Consider the following 17,280-nt stretch of genomic DNA (forward strand, 5'->3'; position numbering starts at 1 on the left):
CCGTACCCTCATCCGCCCCTGCGGGGCACCTTCTCCCGATGGGAGAAGGGGGGGGGCATGCGGCGACTCCGCCGCCAGCGGCCCTTATCCTTTGGTCGTCCACCAGTAGCGGCCGCATGCGTGGCATCCGCCACCAACGCATTCACCGCACAACACCGTCCCATTCCATACGCACCCGTAGCGAGGAATGGCAACAGGTGCGTGCGGTACACTTGGGGGTTCACGAATTCACGATGTCGACACACCCGCGGGGTGTGTCCCCCCGGGAGCGCTAATGAACTGGTTGAACGAAGTGCTGCACAACGATCCGAACCCGCTCGAGACCCAGGAGTGGCTCGAATCGATCAAGGCCGTCATCGACGTCGAAGGCCCGGAGCGCGCCCATCAGCTGCTGGAAGGCATGGTCGAACAGACCCGCCGCGCCGGCGCTTACCTGCCGTTCTCGCCCACCACCGAGTACGTCAACACCATCTCTCCGGCCAACGAGGCCAAGAACCCCGGCGACTCCGCGCTGGAGTGGAAGATCCGCTCGATCATCCGCTGGAACGCCATGGCCACCGTCGTGCGGGCCAACCGCAAGCCGGGCGACCTGGGCGGCCACATTGCCTCGTTCGCGTCCAGCGCCACGCTCTACGACGTGGGCTTCAACCACTTCTGGCGTGCGCCCAGCGACCAGCACCCGGGCGACCTGCTGTTCATCCAGGGCCATAGCGCGCCGGGCATCTACGCCCGCGCCTTCCTGGAAGGCCGCATCAACGAAGCCCAGCTGGACAACTTCCGCATGGAAGTGGACGGCCAGGGCATCTCGTCCTACCCGCACCCGTGGCTGATGCCCGAGTTCTGGCAGACCCCCACCGTGTCGATGGGCCTGGGCCCGCTGGCCGCCATCTACCAGGCGCAGTTCATGCGCTACCTGGAAAACCGCGGGCTCATCGAGAAGTCCGACCGCAAGGTGTGGTGCTTCATCGGCGACGGCGAGTCGGATGAGCCCGAAACCCTCGGCGCCATCGCACTGGCCGGCCGCGAAGGCCTGGACAACCTCATCTTCGTGGTCAACTGCAACCTGCAGCGCCTGGACGGTCCGGTGCGCGGCAACGGCAAGATCATCCAGGAACTGGAAGGCGTGTTCCGTGGCGGCGGCTGGAATGTCATCAAGCTGCTGTGGGGCGGTTACTGGGATGCCCTGCTGGCCAAGGACACCGACGGCGTTCTGCGCAAGCTGATGATGGAAACCGTCGACGGCGAATACCAGAACTGCAAGGCCTTCGGTGGCGCCTACACGCGCGCCAACTTCTTCGGCAAATACCCGGAGACCGCGGCCATGGTCGCCGGCCTGTCCGACGACGACATCTGGCGGCTGAACCGTGGCGGCCACGACCCGCACAAGGTGTACGCCGCCTACAACCAGGCCGTGAACACCAAGGGCATGCCCACCGTGATCCTGGCCAAGACCGTCAAGGGCTACGGCATGGGCTCGGCCGGTGAGGCGCTCAACCCCACCCACCAGACCAAGAAGCTGGACGACGCAGCGGTCAAGCACTTCCGCGACCGCTTCAACATTCCGGTCACCGACGCGCAGCTGGAAGACGGCAAGGTGCCGTTCTACCACCCCGGCGAAGACTCCCCGGAAGTGCAGTACCTCAAAGAGCGCCGCAACGTGCTGGGCGGCTTCCTGCCGTCGCGCCGTCCCAAGGCCAGCAAGTCGTTTGTCGCGCCCACGCTCGACAAGTTCGAGCGCCTGCTCAAGGACAGCGGCGAGCGCAGCTATTCCACCACCATGTCGTTTGTGCAGAGCCTCAACATCGCCCTGCGCGACAAGGAACTGGGCCCGCGCATCGTGCCGATCGTGGCCGATGAAGCGCGCACCTTCGGCATGGAAGGCATGTTCCGCCAGATCGGCATCTATGCCCCGTTCGGCCAGAAGTACAAGCCGGTCGATGCCGACCAGCTGATGTACTACCGCGAAGACCAGACCGGCCAGGTGCTGCAGCAGGGCATCAGCGAGCCGGGCGCCATCGCCTCGTGGATGGCCGCCGGCACCAGCTACTCGGTCTCCGACGTGCCGATGCTGCCGTTCTACATCTACTACTCCATGTTCGGCTTCCAGCGCGTGGGCGACATCGCCTGGCAGGCCGCGGACATGCGCACGCGTGGCTTCCTGCTCGGCGGCACTGCCGGCCGCACCACGCTCAATGGCGAAGGCCTGCAGCACGAAGACGGCTTCAGCCAGGTCATCGCCGGCTCCATCCCGAATGTGCGTAGCTACGACCCGACCTTCGGTTTCGAAGTCACCGTCATCATGCAGCACGGCATGAAGGCGATGATGGAAGACCAGATCGACGAGTACTACTACATCACCCTGATGAACGAGAACTACGCACACCCCGGCATGCCGGACGGTGCGCAGGAAGGCATCATCAAGGGCATGTACCTGCTCAAGGACGCCGGCAAGCCCAAGAAGGGCGAGCTGCGCGTGCAGCTGCTGGGCAGTGGCACCATCCTGCGTGAGGCCATTGCCGCAGCCGAGCTGCTGGACAAGGACTTCGGCGTCACCGCCGACATCTGGTCCTGCCCCAGCTTTAACGAATTGCGCCGCGACGGCTTCGACGCCGAACGTTGGAACCGCCTGCACCCGGAAGCCGAACAGCGCAAGCCGTACGTCACCCAACTGCTGGAAGGCCGCCAGGGCCCGGCGATTGCCGCAACGGATTACGTGCGCCTGTTCGCCGACCAGATCCGCGCCTTCGTCCCGATGACCTACAGCGTGCTTGGCACGGATGGGTTCGGTCGTTCGGACACGCGTGCCAACCTGCGTCGCTTCTTCGAGGTCGACCGTTACTACATCGCGCATGCGGCGATTGCCGCGCTGGCGAAGGACGGCAAGATGACGGGCAAGGATGTGTCCCGGGCGATCAAGCAGTACAAGATTGATCCTGAGAAGGCGAATCCTGTTGGGGTTTGATCGCTACCAAAAAAAACGGCCGCAAGGCCGTTTTTTTACTTGGAAAATTTTTATATTTGATTAATAATCGCCAACGGGGGTATGGTTCATGTCGTTCGTCGTCGTATTCGTCGACCAGAAAAGGACTTGTGGAGTCAAGAGCATCGCCGCTCAACGTTCCATGATGTCGCTAAATGTAACTGTCAGTCACTCTCAGTAACCTATAAGCGTTAAGTTGATGAGCCATGCCCCCGCTCCCCGATTATGCATCTACTGAGTTATTGCTGGGCCTCAAGACCCGAAAGGATCTCGCGTCCTGGTTGGGTGTATCAGATAGAGCTCTACGATATATGCTGTATCGGCTTGGTGATGGGGATAAGTACAGCACCTTCTCGATTCGAAAGCGGAATGGTGGTTTGCGAGAAATTCATGCGCCTAAAAAGGCGCTAAAATATCTCCAGAATAAAGTTGCACATGCCCTTGCGGGCGTTGTTCCTGTCCGTCAAATAGCGAAAGGCTATGTGCCTGGTCGAAGCATCTACGACCATGCAAAAATGCATCGATCCAAGAAGTGGGTCGTTCTTGTTGATCTGAAAAGTTTTTTCCCTTCAATAAATTTTGGACGAGTTCTCGGACTTCTGCGTGCGCCTCCATTTTCTTTGGAAAATGAAGTGGCGGTCGCTGTTGCTCAGCTGTGTACAAGAGCGGGTGAGCTACCACAAGGGGCGCCTTCGTCACCGGTTATTTCCAATTTGATTTGCAGAAAACTTGATCGTCAGCTGCTTGAGCTGGCGAAGCAGGCGGGCTGTGGGGTCAGCAGGTATGCTGATGACATTTGCTTTTCCACGAACCGTAAGCGTGTTTCAGTCGAAATTTGCGATTTCGTCAATGAGCATGGATGGGTTCCTGGCGCTGGTTTGAAGCAGCTTATTTGCTCCAATGGCTTTGAAATTAATTTTTCGAAATTTCGTGTTCACGAGGGGCGCGACAGGAAATTGGTTACTGGGCTCGTGGTTAATAAGGGTGTGTCGACGCCAAGCAGATGGAGGGATCAACTAAGATCTTCACTTCATGTTATTGATAAGTATGGCGAAGCTGCTGGAGTAGAAATAATTTCTGGCTGGACTTCTGGATTTTTTCGTAAAGAGCCTGGGGATGTGCTTCGCACTATTAGAGGGAAGCTTGGCTATCTTAAATGGATTGATAAAGTGGCTAATCATTTGGCTACTGATGCGTTGCGCAGAAACTTTCCATCTCTTGCATCATTAATGCCGATTTCAAATGATGGTGTTTCATTTAGAATTATGGCAGAAGGTCCGACGGACCTTCTGCATTTGGAGGCTGCGCTCGATTATCTTCGGAAAAGTGGAGGTTTTCTAGATGTTCGCCCTAGGTTTCAAAATTTCCTCGGAGATGTGGGTGATTCAGAGTTGTGGGAAACTTTGTTGCGTATTGCGAAAGCTGATGTTAATGAATTGACTATAGGTGTTTTTGATTGCGATAGCCCGGCATTCATGAAGAAGACGTCGCTGGTCCCCGGCGGGAACATCCAATTGGGGCCGCGGGTCTACGCATTTTGTTTGGCGCCGCCTGGCACGAGCATTTCAAATAATTTTTGCATCGAGTCGCTATATTCGCGATCAGATGCAACTTTAGTTGATGGTTCCGGTAGGCGATTATTTTTTGGTGATGAATTCGATAGTGCCAGTGGTTTTTCGCATGACGGGTTGTATAAGTGCTTGCATCCTAAGAAGAAGGCGATCGTTGTGAGTGATCAGGTTGCCCGGGTTCACGATGGCGCTTCCGTTCTTTTATCTAAAGCCGGGTTTGCCAGTCAGGTGAAAGACAAGGCTCCGCCATTCGATGTGGTGTCTTTTGATGGGTTTAGACCAACCTGGCTTGGGATTCGCGCGTTGGCGATCGCAGCCGTTAGAAAGTAAAGGCGCCACTAACTGGGTTGGAGTAGCGGAATCAGGTTAACTTATCAGGCGATGGCGCTCGGCTTGCGTGGCCGGTGAGCGGGCCTGCCCCCCGAGCAAAGCAGCGGGTCTTGGCTTCGATCATCGCGCGGAAGGCAGCGTGGCCCAGAGTAAATAGTCGCCCCTGAAAAACCCCCAATCACCCAACGCCCGCAAGGCCTTGATGTCTGCAGTGGCGTGCCAGAACTACCAGTTTTCGCTACGCTGAAGGCTGGTTTCTGGCAATTTCCACTCATGCATACACGCCGTCCTGCTGCCGAGCACATGCCTGCCGAGGAGTTGTTTCGTTCGCGCCTGGAGAACCAGATCGATCTGCGGCATCCGCTGGCGCAGCTGAGCCAACGGATGCCGTGGACGGCGTTGGAGCAAGCACTTTCATCGCGCTTGCCGGCCACCCAGGCTGGTGGCGGTCGGCCGGCATTGCCGGTGCGGCTGATCGCCGGTTTGCTCTACCTCAAACACGCCTACGACCTGTCCGATGAGGCGGTGTGCGAGCGTTGGCTGGAAAATCCGTATTGGCAGTTTTTCACTGGCGAGGTCGTGTTCCAGACGCGCTTGCCGTGCGATGCCAGCTCGCTGACGCGCTGGCGTCAGCGGCTTGACGAAGCGGGGATGGAAGAGTTGCTGGCACACACCATCAACGCTGCACATGCCATGCAGGCGGTGGACGCACGCGAGTTGTCGCGGGTGATCGTGGACACCACGGTGCAGGAAAAGGCGATTGCCTATCCGACCGATAGTCGGTTGCTGGAGGTGGCACGCAAGAAACTGGTGCTGCTGGCCAAGCGTTACGGCATCGGGTTGCGGCAGAGCTACGCACGGCAAGGTCCGGCCCTGAGCCGCAAGGCGGGCCGCTATGCGCATGCACGCCAGTTCAAGCGCATGCAGCGCGTGCTGCGACGTCAACGCACGGTCTTGGGGCGGGTGTTGCGCGATATCGCGCGCAAGCTGGACCAGGTGGAACCCGGCGTGCGCGAGCGCATCGCGGTCTGGCTGGAACGTGCGCAACGGCTGTACACGCAGCGTCCGAAGGACAAACAAAAACTGTACGCATTGCATGCCCCGGAAGTGGAATGCATCGGTAAGGGCAAGGCGCGTCAAGCGTACGAATTCGGCGTCAAGGTCGGCATTGCGGTCACCGCCTGCAAGGGATTGGTCGTGGGTGCGCGTAGCTTCCCGGGCAACCCGTACGACGGCGACACCTTGGCCGAGCAGCTGGAGCAGACACGCGGGTTGCTGCAGGATCTGAGCGTAGAACCGACGGTGGCGATCGTGGACCTGGGCTATCGCGGGCGCGAGGTCGATGGCGTGCAGGTGCTCCATCGTGGCAAGGCCAAGACGCTGACGCGACGGCAATGGCGCTGGATCAAACGACGGCAGGCGGTGGAACCGGTGATCGGACATCTGAAAGACGACTGCAGGTTGCGTCGCTGCAGGCTGAAAGGTGCACAAGGCGATGCGCTGCACGTACTCGGCTGCGCCGCCGGCTACAACCTGCGCTGGCTGCTGCGCTGGATCGCGTTTTTGCGTGCCTGGATGCGGGCGATGGGATGGCCATCCTTTAGCGCCGTGCCGCTGTCGCCGATGACACTTGGTGCTTGAAGGGGGTTTTTCAGGGGCGACTGGTTAGCAAAACGTCGCGGGCGCACGTCAGGCGTACGTGGACGGCGCGCTCAGAACCGCAGTGCACGAGTGATATGTGCCGCGACGGGTAACAATCGTACCCGCCTGGCCACTGCATAGCCGTTTTGATGGCGGCTCTTAAAACGCCGGCAGCACCGCGCCCTTGTACTTCTGCTCGATGAAAGCCTTCACTTCCGGGCTGGTCAGTGCCTTGGCGAGCTTCTGCACGCGCGGATCGTCCTTGTTGTCGGCGCGTGCGACCAGGAAGTTCACGTACGGCGAGTCCTTGCTTTCGATCGCCAGAGCATCGCGGGTGGGATTGAGCCCGGCGTCGAGCGCGTAATTGGTGTTGATCAGGGCCAGATCCACCTGGTCCAGCACGCGCGGCAGCATCGCCGAATCGAGCTCGCGGAATTTCAGCTGCTTGGGGTTGTCCACGATGTCGCGCTGCGACGACAACGCGTTGCTGGGATCCTTGAGTTTGATCACGCCGGCCTTGTCGAGCAGGATCAGCGCGCGGCTGTTGTTGCTCGGGTCGTTGGGAATGACCACGTCCGCGCCGCTGGGCAGGTCGGCCAGCGACTTGAAGCGCCGCGAGTACGCGCCGAACGGTTCGATATGCACGCCCACCACGGTCACCAGCTGGCTCTTGCGGTCGCGGTTGTAGGCGTCCAGGTAGGGCTCGGTCTGGAAGTAGTTGACGTCGATCTGCTTCTGCACGACCTGGTCATTGGGCTGCACATAGTCGTTGAACACGCGCACGTCCAGCTTCACGCCGTCCTTGGCCAGCAGCGGTTCGACCACTTCCAGGATTTCGGCATGCGGGACCGCGGTGGCGGCCACGGTGAGGGTGTCACCGCCACTGCTGCCACCGCCGCCGCAGGACGCCAGCGCCAGCGTGGCGGCAGCCAGAAGGGAACGAAACGCAAATGTGCTCATGTAGGGATCCGTGGGAGGAGGAGGACCGCGGCGCCGCCGCAGACGACAAACCTAGCAGACCGCCCGCGCCGGGGCGATGCAGGCGCGGGCCTGCCGGACTGCGGCAGCGCACGCGCCCACTGGCTGCGGTGGCGCACGCTGCCCCGTGCGGGCCAGCGATGGCCCCGAGGGCATCGGCCACCGCCCCGCAGGCCATGTACTTCAACGGCGGCTGTAACGCGCCACCAGGCGGTCGCCGAGCATCTGCAGCAACTGCACCAGCACCAGCAGCGCGATGACGGTGATCAGCGCGACATCCGAATGCGAGCGCAGATAGCCTTCGCGGTAGGCCACATCACCCAGGCCGCCGGAGCCGATTGCGCCGCCCATGGCGGTGAAGCCGATCAGCGCGATGGTGGTGACGGTGGCGCCAGCGATCAGGCCGGGCCGCGCTTCGGGCAGCAGCACGCGCCAGACCAGTTGGCGGGTGGTCGCGCCCATTGCCTGGCTGGCCTCGATGATGCCGCGGTCCACTTCGCGCAGGGCGGTTTCCACCAGCCGCGCATAGAACGGCGCGGCGCCCACCACCAACGGCAGGATCGCGCCGCGCACGCCCAGCGAGGTGCCCATCAGCATCAGCGTGAGCGGGATCATCGCGATCATCAGGATGATGAAGGGCACCGAGCGCAGCAGGTTGATCACCGCGGCCAGCGCGCCGTACAGCACCGGCCGGCGGCGCAGTTGCGGCGCCCCGCACAGGAACAGCGCCACGCCCAGCGGCAGCCCGATCAGCAAGGTCAACGGCAGCGCGCCGGCCAGCATCAGCAAGGTGTCCAGCGTGGCCTGGCCGATGTCACCCCACTTGGCGGCATCGAGATTCCGGAAGAAGCCGGGCGCGGCGGCGATCGGCAGCAGGTTCATACGCGCAGGTCCTCGACATGCACACCGGCGGCCACGAACCCGGCACGTGCCGCGTTCTGGTCGCCACCGGTCAGGGCAACGGTGAGCTGCCCGTAGGGCGTGTCCTTGATGCGGTCCACGCGCCCGGACAGGATGTTGTAGTCCACACCGGTTTCGCGGGCGATGCGGCCCAGGACCGGCTCGTAGGTGCCGTTGCCCAGGAAGGTCAGCCGCACGATGCGCCCGCCCACCGCTTCGAAATCGCGGTGCAGCTCGGCTTCGTCCACATGCTCGGCTTCGGACACGAAGCGCCGGGTGGTGGGGTGCTGCGGATGCAGGAACACCTCCGTCACCGGGCCGGTTTCGACCAGCTTGCCGGCGTCCAGCACCGCAACGCGGTCGCAGACGCGGCGGATCACCTCCATCTCGTGAGTGATCAGCACGATGGTCAGGCCCAGCTCGCGGTTGATCTGCGCCAGCAGCTGCAGCACCGAGGCCGTGGTCTGCGGGTCCAGCGCGCTGGTGGCTTCGTCGCACAACAGGATCTGCGGGCGGGTGGCCAGCGCCCGCGCAATACCCACGCGCTGCTTCTGCCCACCGGACAGCTGCGCCGGGTACTTGGTGGCGTGCTGCTCCAGGCCCACCCGCGCCAGCAGTTCGGCCACGCGCGCATCGATCTCTGCGCGCGGCGTGCCGGCCAGCTCCAGCGGGAACGCCACGTTGCCGGCTACCGTGCGCGAAGACAGCAGGTTGAAGTGCTGGAAGATCATCCCGACCCGGCGCCGCAGCGCGCGCAAGCCGGTGCTGTTCAGCGCGGTGACGTCTTCGTCGCCAATCAACAGGCGCCCGCCGGTGGGCTCTTCCAGCCGGTTGATCAGCCGGATCAGCGTGGACTTGCCGGCGCCGGAATGGCCGATGATGCCGAACACCTCACCGGGGCCGATCCGCAGGTCGAGCGGATGCAGCGCCACGATCTGGCGACCGTCGACGGTGTAGGACTTGTGCAGGCGCTGGAACTGGATCACCGCGCGGGACCGATTGGGGGGTCGTGAAGCCTACCAGTCAATGTTCACAACCGGGAGTCGGGATTGGGGATTGGGGAATCGCAAGGACAACGGCAGTCCTGCTGTTGCCAGTCCCGAATGCCGAATCCCGAATGCCGAATCCCGAATCCCCAATCACGGCCTATCCAACGGCGGCGGCCTGTCGGCCTGCCGGATCCGCTCCCGGCGCAACAAATACAGGCCGCTGGCGACGATGATGCCGGCGCCGGTCCAGGTCCACGCGTCGGGCAGGGTCTGCCACAGCAGCCAGTCCCAGCCGATCACCCAGACCAGCCCGGTGTATTCGAGCGGGGCGATCATCGAGGCCTCGCCCCGCATGAAGGCCTGGGTCAGCGCCACCTGCCCCAACGCCCCGGCCAGGCCCATGCCGGCGATCAGCCAGGCGTGCTCGGCGCGCAACGGCACCCAATCCGGGACGGCCAGCAGGCCGGCGCCGATCGCCATGAACAGCAGGAACCACACCACCATCGCCTGCGGGGTGTCGGTACGGGTCAACAAGCTCACGGTGATCGCGGCGATGGCATAGGCGGTGGCCGCCAGCAGCACCATCAGGCCGGGCAAGGAGATCAGCCCGTTCACGCCCGGCCGCAGCACCACGATCACGCCGACCAGGCCGATGGCAATGGCCGTCCAGCGCCGCGGCCCGACGTGTTCGCCCAGCAGCGGCACCGATAGCGCGGCCACCAGCAACGGCGCGACGAAATACAGCGTGTAGGCGGTGGACAGCGGCATGCGCTTCAGCCCGTAGACGAAGCAGCCGATCATCACCATGCCCAGCACCCCGCGCAGCAGATGCAGGCCCCAGCGCACCGGGATGATGGCGCGTGGCCCGGCGGTGGCGAACACCCACACCAGCACGAACGGCAACGACGCCGCGCCACGCAACAAGGTCACCTGCAAGGGCGGGTAGCTGGCCGACAACAGCTTCATGCCGGCATCCATCAGCGAAAAGCACGCCACTGCCGCCACCATCCAGGCGATGGCAGGCAACGGGGAGCGGGGAGCGGGCGCGGTCAAAGACATGCGGCATTATCGCCGGGGCAGACGGTGGTTCGCGACCGCTGCGGTGCATGCAGCGCCTGCGCTGCCCGGCGTCGCGCAGGGTCTGGGCGCGCGTAATCGCGTGCAGGTGCGCGGGCTGCATCGTCGATGTACGTGCTTGGCATTCGCGCGCACGCCCATCCCTGCCAGCCGCAACCGGTGCACGCGCCACCGCTGCCCCTGTCATCGCATGCGGGTGGGTCTTAAACTGGCTGCCGATCTTTTGAAGAGGAATTGCCATGCCGTCCTTCGACGTGATTTCCGAAGTCGACAAGCACGAACTGACCAATGCGGTGGATCAGGCCAACCGCGAGCTGGACACCCGCTTCGACTTCAAGGGCGTGGAAGCCAAGTTCGAACTGGAAGACGGCAAGGTGATCAACCAGTCCGCGCCCAGCGATTTCCAGGTCAAGCAGATGACCGACATCCTGCGCGCGCGCCTGCTGGCCCGTGGCATCGATGTGCGCTGCCTGGAGTTTGGCGATGTGGAGACCAACCTGGCCGGTGCGCGGCAGAAGGTCACCGTCAAGCAGGGCATCGAGCAGAAGCAGGCCAAGCAGCTGGTGGCCAAGTTGAAGGAAGCCAAGCTCAAGGTCGAAGCGCAGATCAACGGCGACAAGCTGCGCGTCACCGGCAAGAAGCGCGACGACCTGCAGGACGCGATCGCAGTATTGAAGAAGGCCGACTTCGAGCTGCCGCTGCAGTTCGACAATTTCCGCGATTGATGCGGCGTTGAGTGCCTGACTGACGCATCGATGGTGAGTGGGCGGCTGGCGCGCCATGGCCGTCGCCCGCTCCGCTGGCAACAGCAGAGCGAACCGTCATCCGCGCCCGCAGCGCGTGCCCAAAGCCCGATCGCATACACTGGCGCGCCATCACGCTGCTGCCGCCACGATGACCTCCACACTCGACCCCACCGATCCCCTGATCGCCACCCGCCAGTGGATCGAGCGCGCGGTGATCGGCCTGAACCTGTGCCCGTTCGCCAAGGCGGTCTACGTCAAGGAACAGGTGCGGCTGGTGCTCAGCGATGCGAGCACGCCCGAGGCGCTGCTGGAACAGCTGGCCGAGGAACTGGTGCTGCTGCGCGACACGCCGGCCGAGCAGATCGACACCACGCTGATCGTGCACCCGGACGTGCTCACCGATTTCCTGGACTACAACGACTTCCTCGACAATGCCGACGCGGCGGTGGAGGCGCTGGATCTGCAGGGCGTGCTGCAGGTGGCCAGTTTTCATCCGGACTATCAGTTTGCCGGCGCCGCAGCCGATGACGTGGCCAACTTCACCAACCGCTCGCCCTTCCCCACCCTGCACCTGTTGCGCGAAGACAGCGTGGAACGCGCGGTGGCCGCCTTCCCGGACCCGGATGTGATCGTGGAGCGCAATATCGAAACGCTCGAACGCCTCGGCCGCGATGGCTGGGAGCGGGTGTTGCACGGCGCCGCGCATTGAGGCACCGCGCATTACCACGTCGCCTGCATGCGGGCGGCGTGGGCCTCACGTCCGCGTGCTGACACGCGCCGATCACGCCTGGTCACAGCTGCGCGCCCGCAAGGGCCAGATCGCCACGCGCCGCAGCTCACCGCGCCGGCGTGACGAACACCGGGTTGGAATAGAACCACAGATCCTGCCAGGGATCTTCGCCGGCGCCATCTGGCTGCGGGGTGGGTTCGTCCGTGTTGCTGCCGCGCACGCGCACGAAGCCACCACCGGCCAACTCCGGCACGTCCACCTGCGCGCTCAGCCAACCGTCCTGCGACAGCAACGCCGCGCGCGCAATGCGATGCACCTGCGTGCGCACACCGCCGCCACGCTGCGTGCCACCGGTGATGACCTCCAGCTGCGCCACCTGCGGACGCTGGCCGTGGCGGTTGGGCTGCTGCGGTTCGTGCATGCGCACGCGCACTTGCAGCGTCGTGCCTGCCACAGCCTGCAGCGTGCCGCCCATCCCGGCGTGCGCGCGGGCGCGGCCATCGGCCGCAACCGACTCCACACGCAGCTCCAGTGCATCGATCAGATCGCCGGTCACCGCAAAACTCTGCCCGGCCCGCAACGCGCGCAGGATGTCGGCCGGATCGCGGTGCGCCCACACATAGGTCTTGCTGTATTCGCCCGGGTCGAATTCCGCCCCGCCATCACGCCAGTTGCGGTGCGAATCGGAGGTGGCGGTGATCCAGAAATGGCGGCCTTCGGCCAGCAGGCTGTCCCACACGCCGCCCACCTGTGCGGTCATCTGGTCGAAGCCCCCCAACGTCGGCGCGCCGGCATTGCGATACAGCCCACGATGCGCGGTGTCGGCCTGGTGCCCGGGTGCGCCTTCCATGCCGATCACCACCTGCGGCGCAGCGTCCTGCCATGCACGCAACTCCGCCGGAGTGACCTTGCCCCAGACCCCGGGCGCTGTTGCTGTGCGCGAAGGATGGTTGACGATCAGCAGCGGCTGCGGCTGCATCGCCTGCATGGCGTGCAGCGCCGCCAGCATCGCCGGCTCGGTATCGCGGAGGCTGCCGTCCAGCAGTTCGGCGCGGTTGTAGTCGCGCTCCAGCCGCTCCAGCTGCGCTTGCTCGTCGGCACCCGGTGCGATGATCAGCGACGCATGCTCGGCCGCCGGCACATCGAATTCCATCCCATGGAACTGGATCAGCGCCGGCACCGCGCGCCTGGCCTGCTGCAGCGCTGGCCAGGCCTGGGTGCGGGTCACCCGCGAATGGCCCGGGCCGCCATGATCGGTATGCACCATCCACGCAAGCCCGTTGGCGGCGGCCTGCTGCGCATTGCGGCTGCGCGTGTACGGCGAATCACCGCCGCGGATCGGCGTGGGCGGCGTCGTGGACCGGTCCCAGGTCACGCTCCATTCGCTATGCACATGATGGTCGCCGGCCAGCCACTGGCGTGGCGCGGCGTCCTGGTCTGTGGCAGCCGGCGGCGCGGTATCAACCTCCACCTGCGCCGCCGGCGCCGCGCTGCTCAGCAACAGGCACACGGCCGCCGCGAGGGTCTGCAGCGTGCGCATCAGAAGTTCGCCCGCAGGCCGAGCGAGTAGGTGCGCCCGTAGTCGGTATAGCCGGAGAACAGGTGGTCGCCGACATACATGTTCTGCACCTCACCGGTCAGGTTGATGGCATTGGCGAACACGGCCAGCGCCGGGGTGATCTGCCAGGAAATATTGCCGTCCAGCGTGCCGTAGGCGCGGGTGTTGTTGGTGGCGATATCGGCGGTGCCCACCGAGTTGACGATGTCGTCGCGCCAGCTGTAACTCAGCCGCACCGACAGCGGCCCCTTCTCGTAGAAACCGACCAGGTTGTAGCTGTTCTTGGCCACAACTTCCAACGCATCCTGGAAGGTGGTGTCTCCGTCCACGTAGTTGGCTTCGCTGTCGGTCCAGGTGTAGTTGGCCTGCATGCCCAGGCCATCGAACGGCGCCGGCAAGCCGGTGAAGACCTGCTGCCAGGCCAGCTCCACGCCCTGTACCTTGGCTTTGCCACCGTTGACCTTGGACGAGAGCAGATAGCGGCGGCCCTGGTAGTCCAGGTTGGAGAATTGGGTCTGCACGAACCGGCTGATGTCCTTGTAGAACACGCCGGCCACCAGCGCCGACGACGGCGAGGTGTACCACTCGAAGGTGAGGTCGTACTGCAGTGCCTCGAACGGCTCCAGGTTCGGGTTGCCGCCGCTGGCGGTGAGCACTTCGCCGCTGGAATTGAAGGTGAGCTTGGAAGACAGATCAGTGAGATCCGGGCGGGTGATCACCTTGGCCGCGGCGCCGCGCAGCACCATGGTCGGGCGCAGGTCGTAGGCCACGTTCAAGGACGGCAGCACATCGTTGTAGCTGCGCTCGAACACCACCGGTTGTGCGGCGCCGTCGAGATTGGCATGGCCTTCGGTGCGTTGTTGAGTATGCACGCCGCGGACACCGACATTGCCGCGCACATCGCGCCCGCCCAGTGGCGTGGAGAATTCCAGCATCGCATACGCCGAGCTAATGTCTTCGAGCACGCGGTAGGAATTTTGCAGGTCTTCGCTGGTGGGGCTGTTGGCCAGATCCGCCGCAGTCGGCCAGTCACCCCAGAACGGCGCTTCGCTCGGTGCCAGCCACTGCCGCGGCAGTTGCCCGTTACCACCGTCCAGCATGTCGCTCACCGGCAATGAGGGGTAGAAATAGCTGGCATCAAAGCGCCGGCCGGCAATGCTGTTGTTGACCAGGTCGGTGCGGTCATAGCGGCGCTCGCGGGTGCGGTATTTGGCGCCCAGCTTGAGCGCACTGAACACGCCGCCTTCCAGCATGCGGTCGGCATCGAACTGCAGCGCGCGCTCGTGGTCTACCGCGTCGATGATGCGCCACTCCAGCCGGCGGCCTGGCGTCTGCGCCGGATCGGTCGGGTCATAGCCATCGGTGAAGGACCACTGCGGCAGATTGTTGCCGGAGGCGGTGGGGAACACCACGCGCTGATCGACGGTGGTGCCGGTGCGCAGACGGGTGCGGCGGATCGGTGCATCGTTCCAGCTGTGCGCACGCGACACAAAGCCGGTGCCCTGCAGCTTCCACGCATTGCCCTGCCAGGCACCGCTGAAACGCACGCTGCGGTTTTCGTCGGTCATGCCGGAGGTTTCGCGCGAGAGCTGCACCTGGCCGTTCTGGTAATCGAACGCGGTGACCGCATTGCCGGCGATGCTGAGATTGCGCATGTTGCGCGGCTCCCAGCCGGTGCCGATCGCGAACTCGTCGTAGTCCACCTGCTGGCGCGCGTAGAACAGGTCAAGGTTGAATTCCAGCGCCTCGCTGGGCGCGAACTGGATCGAGCTGGCCACGCCGATCCGCTTGCGCTGCTCCAGTTCCAGTGTCGGGCGGATGGCCGAGGGCGCGTAGATGGCGCCGGTATCGGCAATGCCATCGCCGTTGCCGTCGATACCATCGGCGTAGTGCTCCCAGTAGGTTTCGTTGACACGATCCTGGCGCAGACTGCGCTCGGCGTAGGCAGCGGCGAACAGCACACCCAGGCTCTTGTCGGCATTGACCCAGTTGTACAGGCCGGACACGCGCGGGTCGTTCTCATCGGCCAGCTGCGGGTGGCTGAGTTCGGCCGACAGATGCGTTTCTGCATTGCCCAATTGCAGCGGACGAAAGGTCTTGACGTTGACCACGCCGCCGATGGCGCCTTCATCCAGCGCGGCGGTCGGGCTCTTGATCACTTCCAGGCCCGACACCAGTTCGGCCGGCAAGGTGTCGAAGCGGAACTGGCGGCCGGTCTGCCCGGAATTGCGCACGTTCTCGTTCACCGCCATGGTCTGCCCATTGAGCGTGGTGACCTGAAAATTCGGCCCCAGGCCGCGCACGCGCACATACACGCCTTCGCCGCGATCACGTTCGATCGTCACACCCGGCAGGCGTTGCAGTGCTTCGGCCACGTTCTGCGCAGGCAACTTGCCGATGTCTTCGGCTTCGATCGAATCGATCACGCTGGGCGCATAGCGTTTGTCGTTGAGCGCACGCTCCAGGCTGGACGCATAGCTGCCCAATACCTGCACGCGATCCAGCTCGGTGGTCTGCGTGAACGTAGCGCCGGCCTGTTGTGCCTGCACGGTGGCGGAGGTGAGCGCGGCAGTGACGGCGAGCATCAGCACGGCATGGCGAGGACGACGCGCAGGATGCACGGGAGCAAAGGTCATGAGGTTTTCCGATGGGGGAGGAGCCGGACCGCTCCCTGGCGGCCATGTCGGCGCGCGCCATGAAAAGAAATTCGTATGAAATGCTGATGACATGCGCGAGGTGTGCGAAGCGGCCACAAGCGCACCGCATCTTGCTGTGGCGCTGACATCACAACGGTTACAGTGGAATTCCCGTTCGCTGACGCAGTCGCACGCCATGGCTCTGGTTCCCGCTGTTTCCGACTGGAATCCCGCACCGTTGCAGGACCGCGTGGTGATCATCACCGGTGGTGCGCAAGGCATTGGCCGCGGCATTGCGCAGGCCGTGCTCGGTGCCGGCGGCAGCGTGGTGATTGGCGACCTGGATGCCGATGCGGGCAAGGCCTGCCTGCAGGACTGGGCACTGCCGCGCCGCAGCGCCTTCGTGCGTGCCGACGCCGCGCGCGAACCACATGCCGCGCGCCTGGTCGCCACCGCGCTCGAACGTTTCGGGCGGCTCGACGGCCTGGTCAACAACGCCGGCGTTCCCGACCCGCATATCGCCGCGCTGGCGCAACTGGAATGGCAGGAATGGCAGCGCCGGCTCTCGAGCCTGCATGGCGCGTTTCTGTGCAGCAAGCATGCCCTGCCCGCGCTCGCAAAGGCCGCCGATGGCGGCGCCATCGTCAACATCGCCTCCACGCGCGCCTGGCAATCCGAACCCCATAGCGAAGCGTATGCCGCCGCCAAAGGTGGCCTGGTGGCGATGACGCATGCGCTGGCGCTGAGCGAAGGCCCGCAGGTGCGCGTCAACAGCATCAGCCCTGGCTGGATCAGTACCGATGCCTGGCGTGCACCGGCGCGCCGACGCGCACCCAAGCTCTCGCGGCGCGATCATGCCCAGCATCCGGTTGGCCGCGTCGGCACGCCGGAGGACATCGCGCAATTGGCGGTATATCTGCTGGCGCCGCAGCTGTCGGGCTTTGTGACCGGGCAGGACTTCATTGTCGACGGCGGCATGTCGCGCAAGATGCAGTACGTCTGAGGCGGCATCGTCTGTGCGGCGAGTTTTATCTAGACACAGGTTGGTTGCGTATCCGCTGCAGCGCACGCAGCGGTGACTAGGCATTGCGAATCAACCAATCGCTGCGACATATCACCACCTGCACTAGAGCAAACATCGCGC

General features: G+C 63.9%; 12 protein-coding genes. 6 read left to right on the plus strand and 6 right to left on the minus strand.

Annotation, left to right across the window (positions count from 1 at the left end; genetic code table 11):
- Positions 1-274 precede the first annotated feature (274 nt).
- The 3 genes from aceE to XCC_RS18795 all read left to right on the plus strand — a co-directional run bounded on the left by aceE (position 275) and on the right by XCC_RS18795 (position 6,522).
- Entirely contained in the window at positions 275-2,962 is a 2,688-nt protein-coding gene (gene aceE / locus XCC_RS18785) for a pyruvate dehydrogenase (acetyl-transferring), homodimeric type (protein WP_011038709.1), read from the plus strand.
- A gap of 224 nt (positions 2,963-3,186) precedes the next feature.
- Entirely contained in the window at positions 3,187-4,881 is a 1,695-nt protein-coding gene (locus XCC_RS18790; protein WP_011038710.1) for a reverse transcriptase domain-containing protein, read from the plus strand.
- 273 nt (positions 4,882-5,154) lie between these two features.
- A complete protein-coding gene (locus XCC_RS18795) occupies positions 5,155-6,522 on the plus strand; it encodes an IS5-like element IS1478 family transposase (RefSeq protein WP_011035783.1) in 1,368 nt (455 codons plus the stop codon).
- Positions 6,523-6,681: 159 nt separating this feature from the next.
- Here XCC_RS18795 and XCC_RS18800 read toward each other — a convergent pair whose 3' ends face one another.
- From XCC_RS18800 to XCC_RS18815, 4 genes are all read right to left on the minus strand, one after another.
- Complete coding sequence (locus XCC_RS18800; protein WP_011038711.1) at positions 6,682-7,482, minus strand: MetQ/NlpA family ABC transporter substrate-binding protein; 801 nt, start codon at positions 7,480-7,482, stop codon at positions 6,682-6,684.
- 201 nt (positions 7,483-7,683) lie between these two features.
- Positions 7,684-8,376: a methionine ABC transporter permease gene (locus XCC_RS18805; protein ID WP_029217164.1), complete on the minus strand. Its 693-nt coding sequence runs from the start codon at positions 8,374-8,376 to the stop codon at positions 7,684-7,686.
- 2 nt (positions 8,377-8,378) lie between these two features.
- The gene (locus XCC_RS18810) at positions 8,379-9,386 is read right to left on the minus strand and encodes a methionine ABC transporter ATP-binding protein (RefSeq protein ID WP_011038713.1); all 1,008 of its coding nucleotides are present in this window, start codon (positions 9,384-9,386) and stop codon (positions 8,379-8,381) included.
- Between the two features lie 153 nt (positions 9,387-9,539).
- The gene (locus XCC_RS18815; RefSeq protein WP_011038714.1) at positions 9,540-10,448 is read right to left on the minus strand and encodes a DMT family transporter; all 909 of its coding nucleotides are present in this window, start codon (positions 10,446-10,448) and stop codon (positions 9,540-9,542) included.
- Positions 10,449-10,705: 257 nt separating this feature from the next.
- On the opposite strand from XCC_RS18815, the gene XCC_RS18820 reads away from it, so the two are divergent.
- Both XCC_RS18820 and XCC_RS18825 read left to right on the plus strand, forming a co-directional pair.
- Entirely contained in the window at positions 10,706-11,191 is a 486-nt protein-coding gene (locus XCC_RS18820; RefSeq protein ID WP_011038715.1) for a YajQ family cyclic di-GMP-binding protein, read from the plus strand.
- Positions 11,192-11,360: 169 nt separating this feature from the next.
- Positions 11,361-11,921, plus strand: a complete 561-nt coding sequence (locus XCC_RS18825) for a DUF1415 domain-containing protein (protein ID WP_011038716.1) — start codon at positions 11,361-11,363, stop codon at positions 11,919-11,921.
- A gap of 127 nt (positions 11,922-12,048) precedes the next feature.
- Here XCC_RS18825 and XCC_RS18830 read toward each other — a convergent pair whose 3' ends face one another.
- Both XCC_RS18830 and XCC_RS18835 read right to left on the minus strand, forming a co-directional pair.
- Complete coding sequence (locus XCC_RS18830; protein ID WP_011038717.1) at positions 12,049-13,482, minus strand: hypothetical protein; 1,434 nt, start codon at positions 13,480-13,482, stop codon at positions 12,049-12,051.
- A complete protein-coding gene (locus XCC_RS18835; RefSeq protein WP_019237999.1) occupies positions 13,482-16,136 on the minus strand; it encodes a TonB-dependent receptor in 2,655 nt (884 codons plus the stop codon). Before XCC_RS18835 ends, XCC_RS18830 begins: the two co-directional genes overlap by 1 nt.
- 196 nt (positions 16,137-16,332) lie before the next feature.
- Here XCC_RS18835 and XCC_RS18840 point away from each other — a divergent pair, with 196 nt between their 5' ends.
- The gene (locus XCC_RS18840; RefSeq protein WP_011038719.1) at positions 16,333-17,139 is read left to right on the plus strand and encodes an SDR family oxidoreductase; all 807 of its coding nucleotides are present in this window, start codon (positions 16,333-16,335) and stop codon (positions 17,137-17,139) included.
- The last annotated feature ends 141 nt before the right edge of the window (positions 17,140-17,280 follow it).

The organism is Xanthomonas campestris pv. campestris str. ATCC 33913 (genome assembly GCF_000007145.1).
Classification (GTDB): domain Bacteria; phylum Pseudomonadota; class Gammaproteobacteria; order Xanthomonadales; family Xanthomonadaceae; genus Xanthomonas; species Xanthomonas campestris.

Coding starts and splice junctions, on each gene's coding strand:
- XCC_RS18795 (WP_011035783.1), top strand. CDS start 5,155: ATGCATACACGCCGTCCTGCTGCCGAGCACATGCCTGCCGAGGAGTTG.
- XCC_RS18835 (WP_019237999.1), bottom strand. CDS start 16,136: ATGACCTTTGCTCCCGTGCATCCTGCGCGTCGTCCTCGCCATGCCGTG.
- XCC_RS18790 (WP_011038710.1), top strand. CDS start 3,187: ATGCCCCCGCTCCCCGATTATGCATCTACTGAGTTATTGCTGGGCCTC.
- aceE (WP_011038709.1), top strand. CDS start 275: ATGAACTGGTTGAACGAAGTGCTGCACAACGATCCGAACCCGCTCGAG.
- XCC_RS18815 (WP_011038714.1), bottom strand. CDS start 10,448: ATGTCTTTGACCGCGCCCGCTCCCCGCTCCCCGTTGCCTGCCATCGCC.
- XCC_RS18800 (WP_011038711.1), bottom strand. CDS start 7,482: ATGAGCACATTTGCGTTTCGTTCCCTTCTGGCTGCCGCCACGCTGGCG.
- XCC_RS18840 (WP_011038719.1), top strand. CDS start 16,333: ATGGCTCTGGTTCCCGCTGTTTCCGACTGGAATCCCGCACCGTTGCAG.
- XCC_RS18830 (WP_011038717.1), bottom strand. CDS start 13,482: ATGCGCACGCTGCAGACCCTCGCGGCGGCCGTGTGCCTGTTGCTGAGC.
- XCC_RS18820 (WP_011038715.1), top strand. CDS start 10,706: ATGCCGTCCTTCGACGTGATTTCCGAAGTCGACAAGCACGAACTGACC.
- XCC_RS18825 (WP_011038716.1), top strand. CDS start 11,361: ATGACCTCCACACTCGACCCCACCGATCCCCTGATCGCCACCCGCCAG.